A 14,990-nucleotide genomic window follows, 5' to 3' on the forward strand; every position below is an offset into this window, starting at 1 on the left:
GTCATAAGGGTTATCGGCTGGGTGGGGGACTGCTTGAGCGGGCCTTCAAACGCATGGGGCGGACCGCTCTAGCACGTGGCCGCCAGAACGTATCCCCGGTGAACCTTGCGGCGATACAGCACTCACTTGTCAGGTAGCTGCCTTGGCTGAGCCAACTGTTTTTTGCCGATAAGGAATTCGCATGGATCAAATTTCGAGCCCGCACGTGCGCCCCGTAGAGCGCGAATTCAGCCCGCGCGCGGTGATCACGGGAATCGTGCTTGGCATCCTCCTGACGCCTTCCAATGTCTATGCGGGATTGAAAATCGGCTGGTCGTTCAACATGTCGATCATCGCCTTGCTGGTCGGCTATGGCATCTGGCAGGGCTTGGCCAAGCGCTCGACCGGACGACTGCCCTGGACGCTGCATGAAAGCAACATCAACCAGACCGTAGCGTCGGCTGCGGCGTCGATCATTTCCGGCGGGCTGGTGGCGCCCATTCCGGCGTATACCTTGCTGACTGGCCAGCAACTTGACGCGGTGCCGATGGTTGCCTGGGTCTTCTCGGTGAGCTTCCTGGGCATCTGGATCGCCTGGTACCTGCGACCGTCACTGCTCAACGACAAGGCACTGAAGTTTCCCGAGGGGATGGCGACCCTGGAAACCCTGCTGCATATCTACAACCATGGCCATGAAGCGGCGACGCGCTTGAAGGTGCTGCTGGGGGCGGCGCTGTTGTCCGGGGTGACCAAATGGGTCGATACCTTTTGGTGGGCCATCCCACGCTGGTCGCCCAGCGTGCCGTTGGAGCGCCTGACGTTTACCGCCGATCCTTCACTGCTGCTGGTGGGGTTCGGCGGCATCATCGGCATCCGCGTCGGCTTGACCCTGCTGCTCGGCGCATTGCTGGCGTGGGGCGGGCTGGCGCCATGGTTGCTGGACAATGGCCTGGTGCAGTTGCCGCCCGGCAGCAGTGGCCCGCAGTTCGCGGTGCTGGTGGAATGGTTGCTATGGCCGGGCGTGAGCTTGATGGTTTGCGCGACGTTGGCGTCCCTGGCGATTCGCTTGTGGGCGTTGCACACTTCCACCAAGGCCAGCGGCGGCGCGACCTGGGTGATCCCCAAGGCCGGGCCCGCCGTTGGTTTCCTGTTGGCCATTGTCCTGGTGGTGAGCCTGCAAGCACTTTTGTTCGGCATCAATCCATGGATGGCGCTGCTGACCATTCCCTTGGCCATCTGCCTGGCGGCAGTGGCGGCCCGGGTTGTCGGCGCCACGGGCATTCCGCCGATTGGCGCCATCGGCCAATTGTCCCAGTTGAGCTTTGGCATCGTCGCCCCGGGGCAGGTGCCGATCAATCTGATGAGTGCCAATACCGCCGGCGGATCGGCCGGGCAATGCACGGACTTGATGAACGATTTCAAGGTCGGCCGGGCGATTGGTGCCACGCCACGCAAGCAGTTGATGGCCCAGACCCTGGGCATTTTCATCGGCAGTATTGTCGGCGTGCTGGCCTATCTTGCGCTGATTCCAGACCCGCAAACCATGCTGCTCACCGAAGAGTGGCCGGCCCCGGCGGTCGCCACCTGGAAAGCCGTGGCGCAAACCCTGACCCATGGCCTGGACTCCTTGTCAGCCAGCATCCGCTGGGCGATCTTCATCGGCGGCGTTGCCGGTTTGCTGTTGGGCATTCTCGACAGCGTGCTGCCGGCGCATCGTGCCCGCTACCTGCCCAGCACGGCAGCCTTGGGCCTGGCCTTTGTCCTGCCAGCCTCGGTGTCGCTGATGATGGCCCTCGGCGCGGTGCTCACCTGGTTGGTGAGCTGCCGCTGGCCGAGCCTCACCGAACGCTTTGCGATTACGGCCGCGGCGGGGTTGATTGCCGGCGAGAGTATCACCGGGGTGGGGGCGTCGTTGTGGGAGATGGTCGGGAATCTCTGAAGGCCCTGTGGCGAGGGGATTTATCCCCGTTGGGCTGCGCAGCGGCCCCCAGACCAGCCGACCCGGTGTGTCAGCAAGATGGAGCTCACTGTTTTAGGGCTGCTACGCAGCCCAGCGGGGATAAATCCCCTCGCCACAGGAAGCGGGTTGGCGCATCTAGTCAATGAGAATGCCGCGGCTCCCCACTGCGGGCGATCACGCGCAAATGCAAGGTGGCCGGCTCCAGGCAGCCTCCCGTGGACAGCTGCCCAACCAATTGTCGATACAGTTCCTGCCAGGGCGTCTGCGAAGGCGGGATACTCGGGGTCCACTCGCTTCGGCGCCGCTCCATCTCGGCGTCGTCGACCAGCAGGTTCACGGTGCGGGTGTTCAGGTCCACTTGCAGACGGTCGTTGGTCTGCAGCAGCGCCAGGCCACCGCCCACGGCTGCTTCCGGGGACATATTGAGGATCGACGGGCTCGCCGATGTGCCGCTTTGGCGACCATCGCCGAGGCAGGGCAGGGAGTCGATGCCTTGTTTGATCAGCGCCGCCGGCGGGGCCATGTTCACCACCTCGGCGCTGCCGGGATAGCCCACGGTGCCGACGCCACGAATCACCAGGATGCAGCGCTCGTCGATGTCCAGCGCCGGGTCATCGATCCGTGCGTGATAATCCTCCGGTCCTTCAAATACGATGGCCCGTGCCTCGAAGCTGTTCTCGGCACCGGGCTCGGACAGGTAGGTCTTGCGAAACGCTTCGCCCACCACCGACATCTTCATGATCGCGCTGTCGAAGAAATTGCCGCTGAGCACGATGAAGCCGGCACGGTGCTTGAGCGGGGTTTCAAACGGGTAGATAACGTCGGCGTTGCTGGTCAGGCTGCTGCTGACGATCTCGCCAATCGACTTGCCGCTGACCGTGGCGCAGTGTTCGTGCAGGCGCCCGGCCTTCTGCAATTCATGCATGACGGCCGGCACGCCCCCGGCGCGGTGGAAGCCTTCGCCCAGGTACTTGCCGGCCGGCATGCAGTTGACCAGCAGCGGCACGTCTTCACCGATCCGTTGCCAGTCGTCCAGGCTCAACTCGACGCCCATGTGCCGGGCAATGGCGATCAGGTGCGGCGGGCAGTTGCTCGATGCACCGAGTGCCGAGGCGACGGCAATGGCATTCTCGAACGCTTCGCGGGTCATGATCTGGGATGGGCGCACGTCCTGGCGAACCAGGTCGCAGATGCGCTTGCCGGTGGCGTAGGCCATTTGGCCGCGCTCGCGATAGGGCGCCGGAATGCTCGCGCAACCGGGCAGCGACATGCCCAGGGCTTCGGCCAGGGCGTTCATCGACAGGGCCGTGCCCATGGTGTTGCAGTGACCCACCGATGGCGATGCCGCGGTGGTCATTTCCATGAAACCTTCGTAGTCGATTTCGCCGGCGGCCATCAGGTTGCGCGCATGCCAGAGCACCGTGCCGGAGCCGATCAATTCGCCCTTGTGATGGCCGTCGAGCATCGGCCCGCCGGACAGCACGATGGCGGGCAGGTCGGTGGTCGCCGCCGCCATCAGGCAGGCGGGGGTGGTCTTGTCGCAACCGGTGGTGAGCACCACGCCATCCAATGGATAACCATGGAGAATTTCCACCAAGCCCAGATAGGCCAGGTTACGGTCCAGCGCGGCGGTGGGCCGGCGCGACTGTTCGGCAATCGGGTGCACCGGGAATTCCATGGGAATGCCGCCGGCATCGCGGATACCGGCCTTGACCCGTTGGGCCAGTTCCAAGTGATGACGATTGCAGGGCGTCAGGTCGCTGCCGGTCTGGGCAATGCCGATGATCGGCCGGCCCGATTGCAGCTCTTCGCGGGTCATGCCGTAGTTCATGTAGCGTTCGACGTACAGGGCGGTCATGTCGGCGTGGGCCGGGTCATTGAACCATTGCTCGCTGCGCAGGCGGCGTTTTGGCGTGTCACTCATGATTCATTTCTCTCTTGTAATTGGATGAATCGACGATCTGTCGTGCTCAGCGGCCCAGCAGCCCTCGCGCGGCGAGGTTGCGCAGCAAGGCGCCGACGCCGAAGGTCCAGGGTGCGGCGTCACAGCTGTGGGTTACCTGATTGTGCAGGCCGCCAAGCAACGGGCTGCTGATACTGACCCTGTCACCCCGTTTGTGGGTGAAACCGCTGCCGACGTGGTCACGATCATCCGTGGGGGCGAACAGGGTACCGAGAAACAGCAGGAAACCATCCGGGTATTGATGGTTGGCGTTGAGCGTCTGGCCGGCCAAGTCCTGCGGGTCGCGGCTGATCTGGCTCATGGAGCTGGAACCGTGCAGGCGGTAGCCGTCTTCGCCATCTACCTGGAGATCGACTTCGCAGGCACGCACGTCGTCGAGGCTGAAATGCTCATCGAACAGCCGAATGAACGGGCCGATGGCGCACGATGCGTTGTTGTCCTTGGCCTTGCTCAGCAACAGCGCGCTGCGGCCTTCGATGTCCCGCAGATTGACGTCGTTGCCCAAGGTGGCGCCGTGGATCTGGCCACGGCTGTTCACCGCCAGCACGACTTCGGGCTCAGGATTGTTCCATTGGGAGGCCGGGTGGATGCCGATCTGGCTGCCACTGCCCACGGCGGCCAGGACCGGCGCCTTGGTAAAGATTTCCGCGTCCGGCCCGATGCCGACCTCCAGGTATTGCGACCACATGCCCTGTTCGATAAGAAAGGCCTTGAGGCGCATGGCTTGTTCGGAGCCCGGCACGATCGAGCGCAAGTTATCGCCGATCACGCTGTGCACCGTGGCGCGCACGGCTTCGGCCCGGGCCGCGTCACCGCCGGCCTGTTCCTCGATCACCCGCTCGATCATGCTCGCGGCGAAAGTCACGCCGGCGGCCTTGATCACCTGCAGGTCCAGCGGCGGCAGCAAAAAGGCTTTGGACAGATCGGCATGCAGGCCGGTGTTGGCCAGCAGCGCTTCGACGCTGGCGATGAAGGTGCCCGGCGTTTCTCTCACCGCTGCCAATGGCGAGGAGGTTTCCAGCAAGTCGCTCAAGGTCGCGAAACGCTCCGACAAGTCGAACACCCCGTCGCTGCGCAGCACGATGGGCGAGGGCCCGGCAACGGCGCCAGGCACCCAGGCACGACCAATCAGGGTGCCGGCGACGCCATCGACCGGCAGGGTGTTCTCGGGAGTAAGCATGAGCGACATGGGCGATCTTCCTGGTTCGTAAAGCTTTCACGCTAGGGCGCGCTGTCGATGAACTCCAATGAGATATATTCAGTATCTGATAACGTCTGGTTATTACACGTTGAGGAGCACCCATGTCCGACTTGTCCTTCTCCAGCTTCTGCGGCTGGCTCAAATTCCGCCATCTGCTGCTGATCGACACCTTGGGGCGTACCTGCAACATGCATCTGGCAGCCCAGCAGATGAACCTCAGCCAGCCGGCGGTGAGCAAGATGCTCAAGGAAATCGAAAGCCTGCTGGGCTTTGCCCTGTTCGAACGCCGCCCACGAAGCATGCCGCCCACCGCCCTCGGCGAGCACGTACTGCGTTATGCGCAAATCGCGTTGAACGACGCGCGTTCGTTTGTCGAGCAGATCAGCAGCCTGCGCGAAGGCGGTCATGGCTACCTCAAGGTCGGCGGCATCTTTGCCGCGACAGCGGTGGCGTTGCCCGAGGCGATCCTGAAGATCAAGCAGCGCTGGCCTTTGCTGTCCATCGAAGTGGTGGAGCAGACCAGCAACCATCTGATGGAAATGCTTGAAGAGAAAAAGCTCGACCTGGCAGTGGCGCGCTTTACCGATCAAAGCCAGCAGCAGCGCTACGATTTCCAGCCCCTGGCCCCGGAACCGTTCTGCATCGTGGTGAACAACCGCCACCCGCTGGCGGACGCCGGGCCAACGTCCTTGCAGCAACTGGTGGACCAGCCGTGGATCCTCTATCCGGTCGGTACGCCGATCCGCGCGCGCATGGAGCTGGCGTTCGCCGAGGCAGGAGTGGGCATGCCGCGCAACACCATCGACACCATCTCCATGCAGACCTTTCTCCAAGTCCTGAAACGTGGACCGATGATCGGCATGTTGCCCAATGCCATGGTCGATCCGCTGCTCGAAAGCGGCCAACTCAAGACCCTCGACACGCCGCTGCACCTGGTGCCGCAGGACTACGGCATCCTCACCCGAAAGAACGAGCCGCTGATAGGCGCGGCGCTGGAGTTCGCCGAGATCCTCAAGGACAACGCGCGCCTGAGCGGTTGAATCCCTGTGGCGAGGGAGCTTGCTCCCGCTGGGCTACGCAGTAGACCCTTTGGATTCCGATAACAACTGGTTATCAACTAATCCAAAAATGCCATTGGGAATGAATCGATTCCCAACAGTAGAGTCCTCGTTCAATCGCCGGATGATTCGCTCATTCGACGTGACCCAATAAAAACAATCAGGGGTTACTCATGCAAACCATCTCCGAGCATTTGCCCGCACAGGCTCCCGCCGGCGGACTGGATTTCGAAGACCGGACCTACCGCAAGGTGATCTGGCGGATCCTGCCCGTGTTGCTGTTGTGCTACATGGCCGCGTATCTCGATCGTGTGAACATCGGCTTCGCCAAGCTCGACATGCTCAACGAATTGCAGTTCAGCAACACCGTGTACGCCTTGGGCGCCAGCATGTTCTTCTGGGGCTACTTTCTCTTCGAAGTGCCCAGTAACCTGCTGCTGCATCGCTTTGGCGCGAGGTTCTGGATCGCGCGGATCATGCTCAGTTGGGCGGTGATCTCCATGGCCGTGGCCTACACCGTGCCGCTGGCGGGTTTTTTCCACGTTGAATCGAGCACGATGTTCTATGTGCTGCGCTTCCTGTTGGGGATCTGCGAGGCGGGCTTCTTTCCTGGCGTGATTCTCTACCTCAATTACTGGTTTCCGACTCATCGGCAGAGCCGCGTGATGTCCGGATTCCTGCTCGCGTTGCCGGTCAGCCTGACCCTCGGCGGGATCCTGTCCGGCTGGTTGATGAACAGCATGCAGGGCGTGCACGGCATGTCCGGCTGGCAGTGGATGCTGATCATCGAGGGCATTCCTTCGATCATCATGGCCTTCGTGGTGATCGTCTGCCTGGCCGACAACATCGACAAAGCCAAGTGGCTCTCGGCGGCGGAGAAAGCCATGCTCAAGGCCAATCTGCAAACCGACAACCAGGGCAAGGCCACGCGCCTGAGCGAAGTGTTCTTCAACCCTCGGGTGTGGTTGCTGGTGCTGATCCTGCTGACCTTCAACACCGGTTTCTACGGCCTGGCCTTCTGGATGCCGTCGATCATCAAGAGCACCGGCATCTCCAACAGTCTGCACATCGGCTTGCTGACCGCCATTCCTTACTCGGTGGCGATCGTGGCGATGCTGCTCAACGCACGCCACTCCAACCGCACTGGCGAGCGGCGCCTGCACGCGGCCATTCCGGCCTTCATCGGTGGCGCCGGGCTGATCCTCAGCGCGTTCTTTGCCGATAACCTGGTGCTGTCGGTGCTGTTCCTCAGTGTCTCGGCCTCGGGGATCCTCAGCCTGATGCCGATCTTCTGGACCCTGCCAGGCACCGTGCTGTCGGGCGTTGCCGCCGCAGCCGGGATCGGCATGATCAACGCCATCGGCAACCTGTCGGGCTTCACCGGGTCGATGATCACCGCCGTGGCGGAAACCCTTACGGGCAATATCAATAACGGTACCTATGTGTTAGCCCTGTGTCTGTTGGTCAGCGGTGGGTTGATCCTCGCCATCCCTGCGTCGATGCTTGGCAGGACACCCAAGACCGCGCCCACCGCCGCGCAACTGGAGACTGCATGAGCCTGAAGAACAAACGAGTCCTGGTGACGGCGGCGGGGCAAGGCATCGGCCTGGCCAGCGCCATTGCCTTCGCCCAGGCCGGTGCCGAGGTGTTTGCCAGTGATATCGACGTCGGCGCACTGGCGGGCATCGATGGGATCACGCCGATGATCCTGGATGTCACCTCGGCCGGCGCCATCGACGCTGCCCGTGACCGTATCGGTGGGCTGGACGTGCTCTTCAACTGCGCCGGCTATGTGCACAGCGGCAATATCCTCGACTGCGACGAAGCTGCCTGGGCGCGCTCGATGGACCTCAATGTCACGGCCATGTACCGCATGATCCGCGCGTTCCTGCCGGGCATGCTGGCTTGTGGCGGCGGATCGATCATCAACATGTCGTCGGTGGCTTCCAGCGTCAAAGGCGTGCCCAATCGTTTCGCCTATGCTGCCAGCAAGGCAGCGGTGGTGGGGCTGACCAAATCTGTCGCCATCGATTTTGTCAGCCAGGGCATCCGCTGCAACGCGATATGCCCCGGCACCGTGGATTCTCCTTCGTTGCGCCAGCGTATCGCCGACCAGGCGGTGCGCCAAGGCCTCGAGGAGGCAGCGGTCTATCGACAGTTTCTCGACCGCCAGCCCATGGGACGTATAGGTGATACCCAGGAAATCGCGCAATTGGCGCTCTATCTGGGCAGCGACGCGTCCGCCTACACCACCGGGACGGTGCACGTCATCGACGGTGGCATGAGCCTCTGAATTTTCACTTGAGCAGGAGCACTTCATGAAACTGTTGCGTTACGGCGAAAAAGGTTCGGAAAAACCCGGACTCCTGGATGACGACAATCAGATCCGCGACCTGTCCGGCCACGTGCCGGACATCGCCGGGCAGGCCTTGGGTGCTGAAAGCCTGGCAAGACTCGCTGCCATTGATCCACGCAGCCTGCCGCTCGTGGAAGGGCAGCCGCGGATCGGTGCCTGCGTCGGCCAGGTCGGCAAGTTCATCTGCATCGGCTTGAACTACGCCGACCACGCTGCCGAGTCGAACATGGAGGTGCCGAAGGAGCCGATCATCTTCAACAAATGGACCAGCGCCATCTGCGGGCCGAACGACAACGTCCAGATTCCCCGCGGCTCGCTGAAGACCGATTGGGAAGTCGAACTTGGCGTGGTCATCGGCAAGGGCGGGCGCTACATCGACGAAGCCAATGCCATGGAGCATGTCGCCGGTTATTGCGTCATCAATGATGTGTCGGAGCGCGAGTGGCAACTGGAGCGCGGCGGCACTTGGGACAAAGGCAAGGGCTTCGACACCTTCGGCCCGCTTGGTCCCTGGCTGGTGACCCGGGACGAAATCGCCGATCCCCATACGCTGGACCTGTGGCTGGAAGTCGACGGCCATCGCTATCAGAACGGCAACACCCGGACGCTGATCTTCAGCGTGCCGCAACTGATCGCCTACCTGAGCCGGTGCATGAGCCTGCAACCCGGCGACGTGATCTCGACCGGCACGCCTCCGGGCGTTGGCCTGGGCATCAAGCCCAACCCGGTATTCCTGCGCCCCGGCCAGACCATGCGCCTGGGGATCGAGGGGTTGGGCGAGCAGCGTCAGGTCACGGTGCAGGCGGACTGATAGTGGACTCGCTGGCGCTATTGCGAGCGTGCTCGCGATAGCGCTGGTTCAGTGACCGGGATTCAGGACGTGGGTTATGTCTTGAGGGGTACTGTCCACGCCCCGAAAAATCCTCGAAGATGCGCGACTGATTCGAGAGAACGACCCGATCCATGAGCGACGACTCCCACGCACGGTTCTTCCGTTTTCAAACCCCGGATCCCAGCATCGCCCCCCGAGAGCAGGCACCCATGCTCCCGCAGGAGCTGGCTTGGGCGCGCGAGCGTGCATTCATGCACCGCTTCAGCTGGTTCGTGGTCCTGCTGCCGCCATTGAGCATGGGCCTGGTGCTGCCGGGCTTGGTGTTCTTGTCGAGCTTGGCCCTTGTCCAAAAGTTATTCGCCCCGGACATGGATATAGACCGGATCGTCGGTGACTCCTTGGGCTGGCTGGCGCTGGCGACGCTGCTCTTCGTGGCGGGCTGGGCACTGTCCAATTACCTGCGCGACTCGCGGGACCCGACCCACCATTATTGGCAATCGATGCCCGATCACGGGCTGGTCGAGCTCGAACGCCATGCGTTGGTATCGGGCGTCAGCCTCTGGGCCAACGACTTTGACCCGGATTGCAACAGCCTCATGCTCTGGAAGAACGACAAACTGGTGCGCGTGCAAAGCTCCGGCGTGTCGCAGTGGGTCCTGGCCATGACCGAGGCCGGCCACTGGCTGGTGCTCAAGGACGAGTTTCCCGGCGATTTCTGCTATGGACGGGTGGGGCAGATGCCCGCGCCCGAGAAGCAGATGCAACCCCGGCAGCAACTGGCGATCGCCTTCGCGCCCGGAACCCAGTTGGCACTTGGCCGACGTTTTGACGGCGCGCCTTTGCCAATGACGCAGACGTCTTATTGGATGTCTGCCGATGAGATCAAGCGCCTCACCGAAGCCGCCCATCACTGGGTCTTTTTCCCGCCCGATCGTTACGCCGTGGTCAACGCCCACGACGCCGGTTGGGTGCAACGACTGGTGGACCGGGCCCAAGCCAGCGTCGGTCCTCAGCCAGCGCAGCGCTTCCTCGACGAGCGCACCGCCCGCCGGGAAGCCTTCAAGGGCAAGTAGGCCTGCAGCGCCTCAATCGGCTTTGCGACGCCTGACCCGCTTCATCACCACCACGAAAAACACCGGGACGAATACTATCGCCAACGTGGCGCTGATCATCCCGCCGATCACGCCAGTGCCAATCGCCTGCTGGCTCGCCGAACTGGCGCCCGTGGCGATTGCCAGCGGGACCACGCCGAGGATGAACGCCAGCGAGGTCATGATGATCGGCCGCAGGCGCAGGCGCGCGGCCTGGAGCGTGGCGTCGATCAGGTCATGCCCCTCGTCGTACAGGCTTTTGGCGAACTCGATGATCAGGATCGCGTTCTTTGCGGACAGGCCGATGATGGTGATCAGGCCGATCTTGAAGAACACATCGTTGGGCATGCCGCGCAACGACACGGCCAGCACGGCGCCGAGCACGCCCAGCGGCACCACCAGCAGCACCGAGGTCGGGATCGACCAGCTTTCGTACAGCGCCGCCAGGCACAGGAACACCACCAGTAGCGACAGGCCCAGCAGGATCGGCGCCTGGCTGCCGGACAAACGTTCCTGCAAGGACAACCCGGTCCACTCCTGGCCCAGGCCCGTCGGCCCTTGGGCCACCAGCCGCTCGATTTCGGCCATGGCTTGCCCGGTGCTGTAGCCGGGCGCCGGTTCGCCGGAAATGCTCACCGCTGGATAGCCGTTGTAGCGTGTCAACTGCGCCGGTCCCTGGGTCCAGCGGGCCTGGACAAAGGCCGACAACGGCACCATTTTCCCGCTGCTGTTGCGCACGTGGATCTTCAACAAATCCTCGACCTGGCTGCGCTGGTCACCCTCGGCCTGGACCACTACGCGCTGCATCCGCCCCTGGTTGGGGAAGTCGTTGATGTAGGCCGAACCTACTGCCGTGGACAACACGCCGCCGACGTCGGAGAAGGAAATGCCCAAGGCATTGGCTTGCTTGCGGTCGACTTCCAGTTGCACCTGCGGCGCCTCCGCCAGGGCGCTTTCGCGGACATTGATCAGCACCGGGCTTTTTTCGGCAGCGGCGAGCAACTCGCTGCGGGCCTGCATCAGCGTGGCGTGGCCGAGACCGCCGCGGTCCTGCAAGCGGAACTCGAAACCACTCGAAGTGCCCAGGCCGTCCACCGGCGGCGGCAACACCGAGAACGCCATGGCGTCCTTGATCTGGCCGAAAGCCTGGTTGGCGCGGTCGGCGATGGACGCCGCCGAGTCTTCGGCGCCGCGTTGCGACCAATCCTTCAGCGTGGTGAAGGCCAGGGCCGCGTTCTGCCCGCTGCCGGAGAAACTGAAACCGAGGATGACCGTGCTGTCGCCGACCCCCGGCTCACCGGCGTTGTGGGCTTCGATCTGCTCCACCACCTGCACCGTCCGGTTTTTGCTCGCGCCCGGTGGCAGCTGGATGTCGGTGATGGTGTAGCCCTGGTCTTCCACCGGCAGGAACGAAGAGGGCAGGCGACTGAACAGCAGGCCCATGCCCACCAGCAGCACGCCATAGATCAACAGATAACGGCCGCTGCGTTTCAGCGCATAGGCCACCCATCCTTGATAGCGATCGCCGAATCGGTCGAAGCTACGATTGAACCAACCGAAGAAACCGCTTTTGCCGTGGTGATCACCTGGGGCGACGGGTTTGAGCAAGGTCGCGCAAAGTGCCGGGGTCAAGGTCAGGGCGAGAAAGGCCGAGAACAGAATCGATGTCGCCATCGACAGCGAGAACTGTTGGTAAATCACCCCCACCGAGCCCTGCATGAACGCCATCGGAATGAACACTGCCACCAACACGAGGGTAATGCCGATGATCGCCCCGGTGATCTGGCCCATGGCCTTGCGCGTCGCCTCCTTGGGTGACAAGCCTTCCTGGGCCATGATTCGCTCGACGTTCTCCACCACCACGATGGCGTCGTCCACCAGGATGCCGATGGCCAGCACCATGCCGAACATGGTCAACACGTTGATCGAGAACCCCAGCGCGAGCATCGTCGCGAAGGTGCCCATCAACGCCACCGGCACCACCAATGTCGGAATCAGCGTGTAGCGGATGTTCTGCAGGAACAGGAACATCACCGCGAACACCAGCAGCATCGCCTCGCCGAGCGTATAGATCACTTTGGTGATCGAGACTTTGACGAACGGCGAGGTGTCGTAGGGGATCTTGTATTCCACGCCGGCCGGGAAGTAGCGCGACAGCTCGTCCATCTTCGCCCTCACCAGGGTGGCGGTGTTCAACGCATTGGCTCCCGGCGACAGTTGCACCGCCACGGCGGTGGACGGCTTGCCGTTCAGGCGCGTGGAGAACTGGTATTCCTGGCTGCCGATTTCCACCCGCGCGACATCGGCGATGCGCACCGTCGAGCCGTCGGGGTTGGCCTTGAGCACGATGTCGGCGAATTCCTCCGGCGTCGAGAGCTGGCCCTTGAGGACGATGGTCGCGGTGATTTCCTGGGTGCTGCGGCTCGGCAGGTCGCCGAGGCTGCCCGCCGACACCTGGGCGTTCTGCGCCACGATGGCAGCGTTGACGTCCGCCGGGGTCAGGTTGAAGCCCACCAGCTTCTGCGGGTCGATCCAGATGCGCATGGCTCGCTCGGCACCGTACAACTGGGCCTTGCCGACGCCGTCCAAACGCTTGATCTCGTTCATCACGTTGCGTGCCAGGTAATCGCTGAGCGCCACGTCGTCGAGCTTGCCGTCGCTGGAGGTGAGGGTAATCAATAACAGGAAACCGGCGGAGACCTTGTCCACCTGCAAGCCCTGCTGGGTGACCGCTTGCGGCAGGCGTGACTCCACCGCCTTGAGGCGGTTCTGCACATCGACCTGGGCCAGTTCCGGATTCGTGCCCGGTTGGAACGTTGCAGTGATCGTTGCGCTGCCAAGGCTGCTCTGGGATTCGAAGTACAGCAGGTTGTCGGCGCCGTTGAGTTCTTCCTCGATCAGGCTGACCACGCTCTCGTCCACGGTTTGCGCCGAAGCGCCCGGGTACAGCGCGTAGATCTCGATTTGTGGCGGCGCCACGACCGGGTATTGCGCCACTGGCAGTTGCGGGATGGCCAGGATTCCGGCCAGCAGGATGAACAACGCGACGACCCAGGCGAACACCGGACGGTCGATAAAAAACTGCGGCATGGCTTAGTGTCCTGCCTGTGGCCCGGGAACCTGGGCAAGGGGAAGAGGGGAGTCATCGACCTGGACTTGTTCACCGGGGCGGGCGTGCTGGACGCCTTCGACGACCATGCGATCGCCCGGTTTCAAACCGTGGGTGACGATCCAGCGATCCTTCTGCGAAGCACCCAATTGCACCGGTTGCTGGCTGACTTTTTGTTCGGCGTCGAGCAGCAACACCTGGGCGACGCCGGCACTGTCGCGCAAGATCGCCCGTTGCGGCACGGTGATGCCCTGGCTGTCGACCGCCTGTTCCAGGCGCACGCGAATGAAGCTGCCAGGCAGCAGGTCCAGGTCCGGGTTGGGAAACTCGCTGCGCAGGGTGATCTGGCCGGTGCTCGGGTCGACGCTGAGGTCGGTGAACAGCAGTTTGCCCGGTAGCGGATAGAGGCTGCCGTCGTCCTCGATCAAGGTGGCCTTGGCTTCGCCCTGGCCGACTGCCTGCAGGTGCCCGGCACGAAAGGCCCGGCGCAGGTCGTTGAGTTCGCGGGTCGATTGGGTGAGGTCGACGTGGATCGGGTCCAATTGCTGGATCAGCGCCAACGGCGTGCTTTCGTTCTGTCCCACCAGCGCGCCTTCGGTGACCAGGGCGCGACCGATGCGTCCGGAAATCGGCGCGGTCACGGTGGCATACCCAAGATTCAGTTTCGCCCGCTCGAGCGCGGCCTTGCTGGCGGCGACGTCGGCGGCGGTCTGGCGCACGCTGGCCCGGGCGTTGTCATATTCCTGGCCGCTGATGGCTTTGTCGTCGACCAACTGAGCGTAACGCTGCTCTTGTAGACGGGCCTGGAACGCATTGGCCTCGGCCTTGCGCAACGCCGCCTCGGCACTGTCCAGGTCGGCCTTGAACGGCGCCGGATCGATGCGAAACAGCACCTGGCCCTGCTTGACATCGCTGCCTTCGCGAAACACCCGCTGCAGGACCACCCCAGCCACCCGCGCCCGGACCTCAGCCACCCGTGGCGCTGCGATCCGGCCGCTCAGCTCGTTGCTGATCGACAGTGGCCGGGCCTGGACGGTTTCGACACGCACGCTTGCCAGCGGGGTGGAGGCTTCCGGGTTCGAGGCGCTATCACAACCACTGAGTAGCAGCGCGCCGACCAACAGGCCCAGTGTGACGAAAGGAGTCTTGGACATGGTGCTTCCCCAATATTGAACCCGGCATGGTAGGGGGCTGGGGCAATGGCAGGGGTGAAGCTTTGTAAGGGGCTGTGAATTTGTGTAATCCCCTAAATCCGGAAAACGCTGGAAGACCTCAAGCCGCATAGAGTCCAGGCGATGGCGATGGCCGAGTCTGGTGCTTGGCGGGACGACCCTGCCATACGTCTGAAACCTGCCCGCACCTGTAAGTTCTGACAGTAGCGCACCCCGACAAGGCGCGCTTTGATACTCACCTCAGGACGTATTCAGTTCCCCCCTTATGC

10 protein-coding genes are annotated in these 14,990 nt (G+C 63.0%); 6 read left to right on the forward strand and 4 right to left on the reverse strand.

Annotated elements, in window-relative coordinates:
• Positions 1 to 181: 181 nt before the first annotated feature.
• Complete coding sequence (locus HU742_RS10835) at positions 182 to 1,918, forward strand: OPT family oligopeptide transporter (protein WP_186642485.1); 1,737 nt, start codon at positions 182 to 184, stop codon at positions 1,916 to 1,918.
• Positions 1,919 to 2,078: 160 nt separating this feature from the next.
• Here HU742_RS10835 and HU742_RS10840 read toward each other — a convergent pair whose 3' ends face one another.
• The gene (locus HU742_RS10840; RefSeq protein ID WP_186631614.1) at positions 2,079 to 3,863 is read right to left on the reverse strand and encodes an IlvD/Edd family dehydratase; all 1,785 of its coding nucleotides are present in this window, start codon (positions 3,861 to 3,863) and stop codon (positions 2,079 to 2,081) included.
• A 46-nt stretch (positions 3,864 to 3,909) separates the two neighbouring features.
• Complete coding sequence (locus HU742_RS10845; RefSeq protein ID WP_186642486.1) at positions 3,910 to 5,091, reverse strand: fumarylacetoacetate hydrolase family protein; 1,182 nt, start codon at positions 5,089 to 5,091, stop codon at positions 3,910 to 3,912.
• Between the two features lie 113 nt (positions 5,092 to 5,204).
• On the opposite strand from HU742_RS10845, the gene HU742_RS10850 reads away from it, so the two are divergent.
• The 5 genes from HU742_RS10850 to HU742_RS10870 all read left to right on the forward strand — a co-directional run bounded on the left by HU742_RS10850 (position 5,205) and on the right by HU742_RS10870 (position 10,422).
• Positions 5,205 to 6,143: a LysR family transcriptional regulator gene (locus HU742_RS10850; RefSeq protein ID WP_186642487.1), complete on the forward strand. Its 939-nt coding sequence runs from the start codon at positions 5,205 to 5,207 to the stop codon at positions 6,141 to 6,143.
• Between the two features lie 191 nt (positions 6,144 to 6,334).
• Positions 6,335 to 7,717 carry an MFS transporter gene (locus HU742_RS10855; protein ID WP_186631622.1) on the forward strand — a complete coding sequence of 461 codons (1,383 nt, stop codon included), beginning with the start codon at positions 6,335 to 6,337 and terminating at the stop codon, positions 7,715 to 7,717.
• Complete coding sequence (locus HU742_RS10860) at positions 7,714 to 8,454, forward strand: SDR family oxidoreductase (protein WP_186642488.1); 741 nt, start codon at positions 7,714 to 7,716, stop codon at positions 8,452 to 8,454. Before HU742_RS10855 ends, HU742_RS10860 begins: the two co-directional genes overlap by 4 nt.
• Positions 8,455 to 8,479: 25 nt before the next feature.
• A complete protein-coding gene (locus HU742_RS10865) occupies positions 8,480 to 9,328 on the forward strand; it encodes an ureidoglycolate lyase (RefSeq protein ID WP_186642489.1) in 849 nt (282 codons plus the stop codon).
• A 152-nt stretch (positions 9,329 to 9,480) separates the two neighbouring features.
• Positions 9,481 to 10,422 carry a hypothetical protein gene (locus tag HU742_RS10870; protein ID WP_225923561.1) on the forward strand — a complete coding sequence of 314 codons (942 nt, stop codon included), beginning with the start codon at positions 9,481 to 9,483 and terminating at the stop codon, positions 10,420 to 10,422.
• Positions 10,423 to 10,434: 12 nt separating this feature from the next.
• Here the strand turns inward: HU742_RS10870 and HU742_RS10875 are convergent, their stop codons facing one another.
• Positions 10,435 to 13,530, reverse strand: coding sequence for a multidrug efflux RND transporter permease subunit (locus tag HU742_RS10875; RefSeq protein ID WP_186642490.1), 3,096 nt, complete (start codon positions 13,528 to 13,530; stop codon positions 10,435 to 10,437).
• A gap of 3 nt (positions 13,531 to 13,533) precedes the next feature.
• Complete coding sequence (locus HU742_RS10880) at positions 13,534 to 14,703, reverse strand: efflux RND transporter periplasmic adaptor subunit (protein WP_186642491.1); 1,170 nt, start codon at positions 14,701 to 14,703, stop codon at positions 13,534 to 13,536.
• Positions 14,704 to 14,990 lie beyond the last annotated feature (287 nt).

Origin of the sequence: Pseudomonas marvdashtae (assembly GCF_014268655.2) — a bacterium.
GTDB lineage: Bacteria > Pseudomonadota > Gammaproteobacteria > Pseudomonadales > Pseudomonadaceae > Aquipseudomonas > Aquipseudomonas marvdashtae.

Excerpts from the sequence above, each read along its gene's own strand:
- HU742_RS10880 (WP_186642491.1), bottom strand. The coding sequence starts at position 14,703 with ATGTCCAAGACTCCTTTCGTCACACTGGGCCTGTTGGTCGGCGCGCTG.
- HU742_RS10875 (WP_186642490.1), bottom strand. The coding sequence starts at position 13,530 with ATGCCGCAGTTTTTTATCGACCGTCCGGTGTTCGCCTGGGTCGTCGCG.
- HU742_RS10850 (WP_186642487.1), top strand. The coding sequence starts at position 5,205 with ATGTCCGACTTGTCCTTCTCCAGCTTCTGCGGCTGGCTCAAATTCCGC.
- HU742_RS10845 (WP_186642486.1), bottom strand. The coding sequence starts at position 5,091 with ATGTCGCTCATGCTTACTCCCGAGAACACCCTGCCGGTCGATGGCGTC.
- HU742_RS10870 (WP_225923561.1), top strand. The coding sequence starts at position 9,481 with ATGAGCGACGACTCCCACGCACGGTTCTTCCGTTTTCAAACCCCGGAT.
- HU742_RS10835 (WP_186642485.1), top strand. The coding sequence starts at position 182 with ATGGATCAAATTTCGAGCCCGCACGTGCGCCCCGTAGAGCGCGAATTC.
- HU742_RS10840 (WP_186631614.1), bottom strand. The coding sequence starts at position 3,863 with ATGAGTGACACGCCAAAACGCCGCCTGCGCAGCGAGCAATGGTTCAAT.
- HU742_RS10860 (WP_186642488.1), top strand. The coding sequence starts at position 7,714 with ATGAGCCTGAAGAACAAACGAGTCCTGGTGACGGCGGCGGGGCAAGGC.
- HU742_RS10865 (WP_186642489.1), top strand. The coding sequence starts at position 8,480 with ATGAAACTGTTGCGTTACGGCGAAAAAGGTTCGGAAAAACCCGGACTC.
- HU742_RS10855 (WP_186631622.1), top strand. The coding sequence starts at position 6,335 with ATGCAAACCATCTCCGAGCATTTGCCCGCACAGGCTCCCGCCGGCGGA.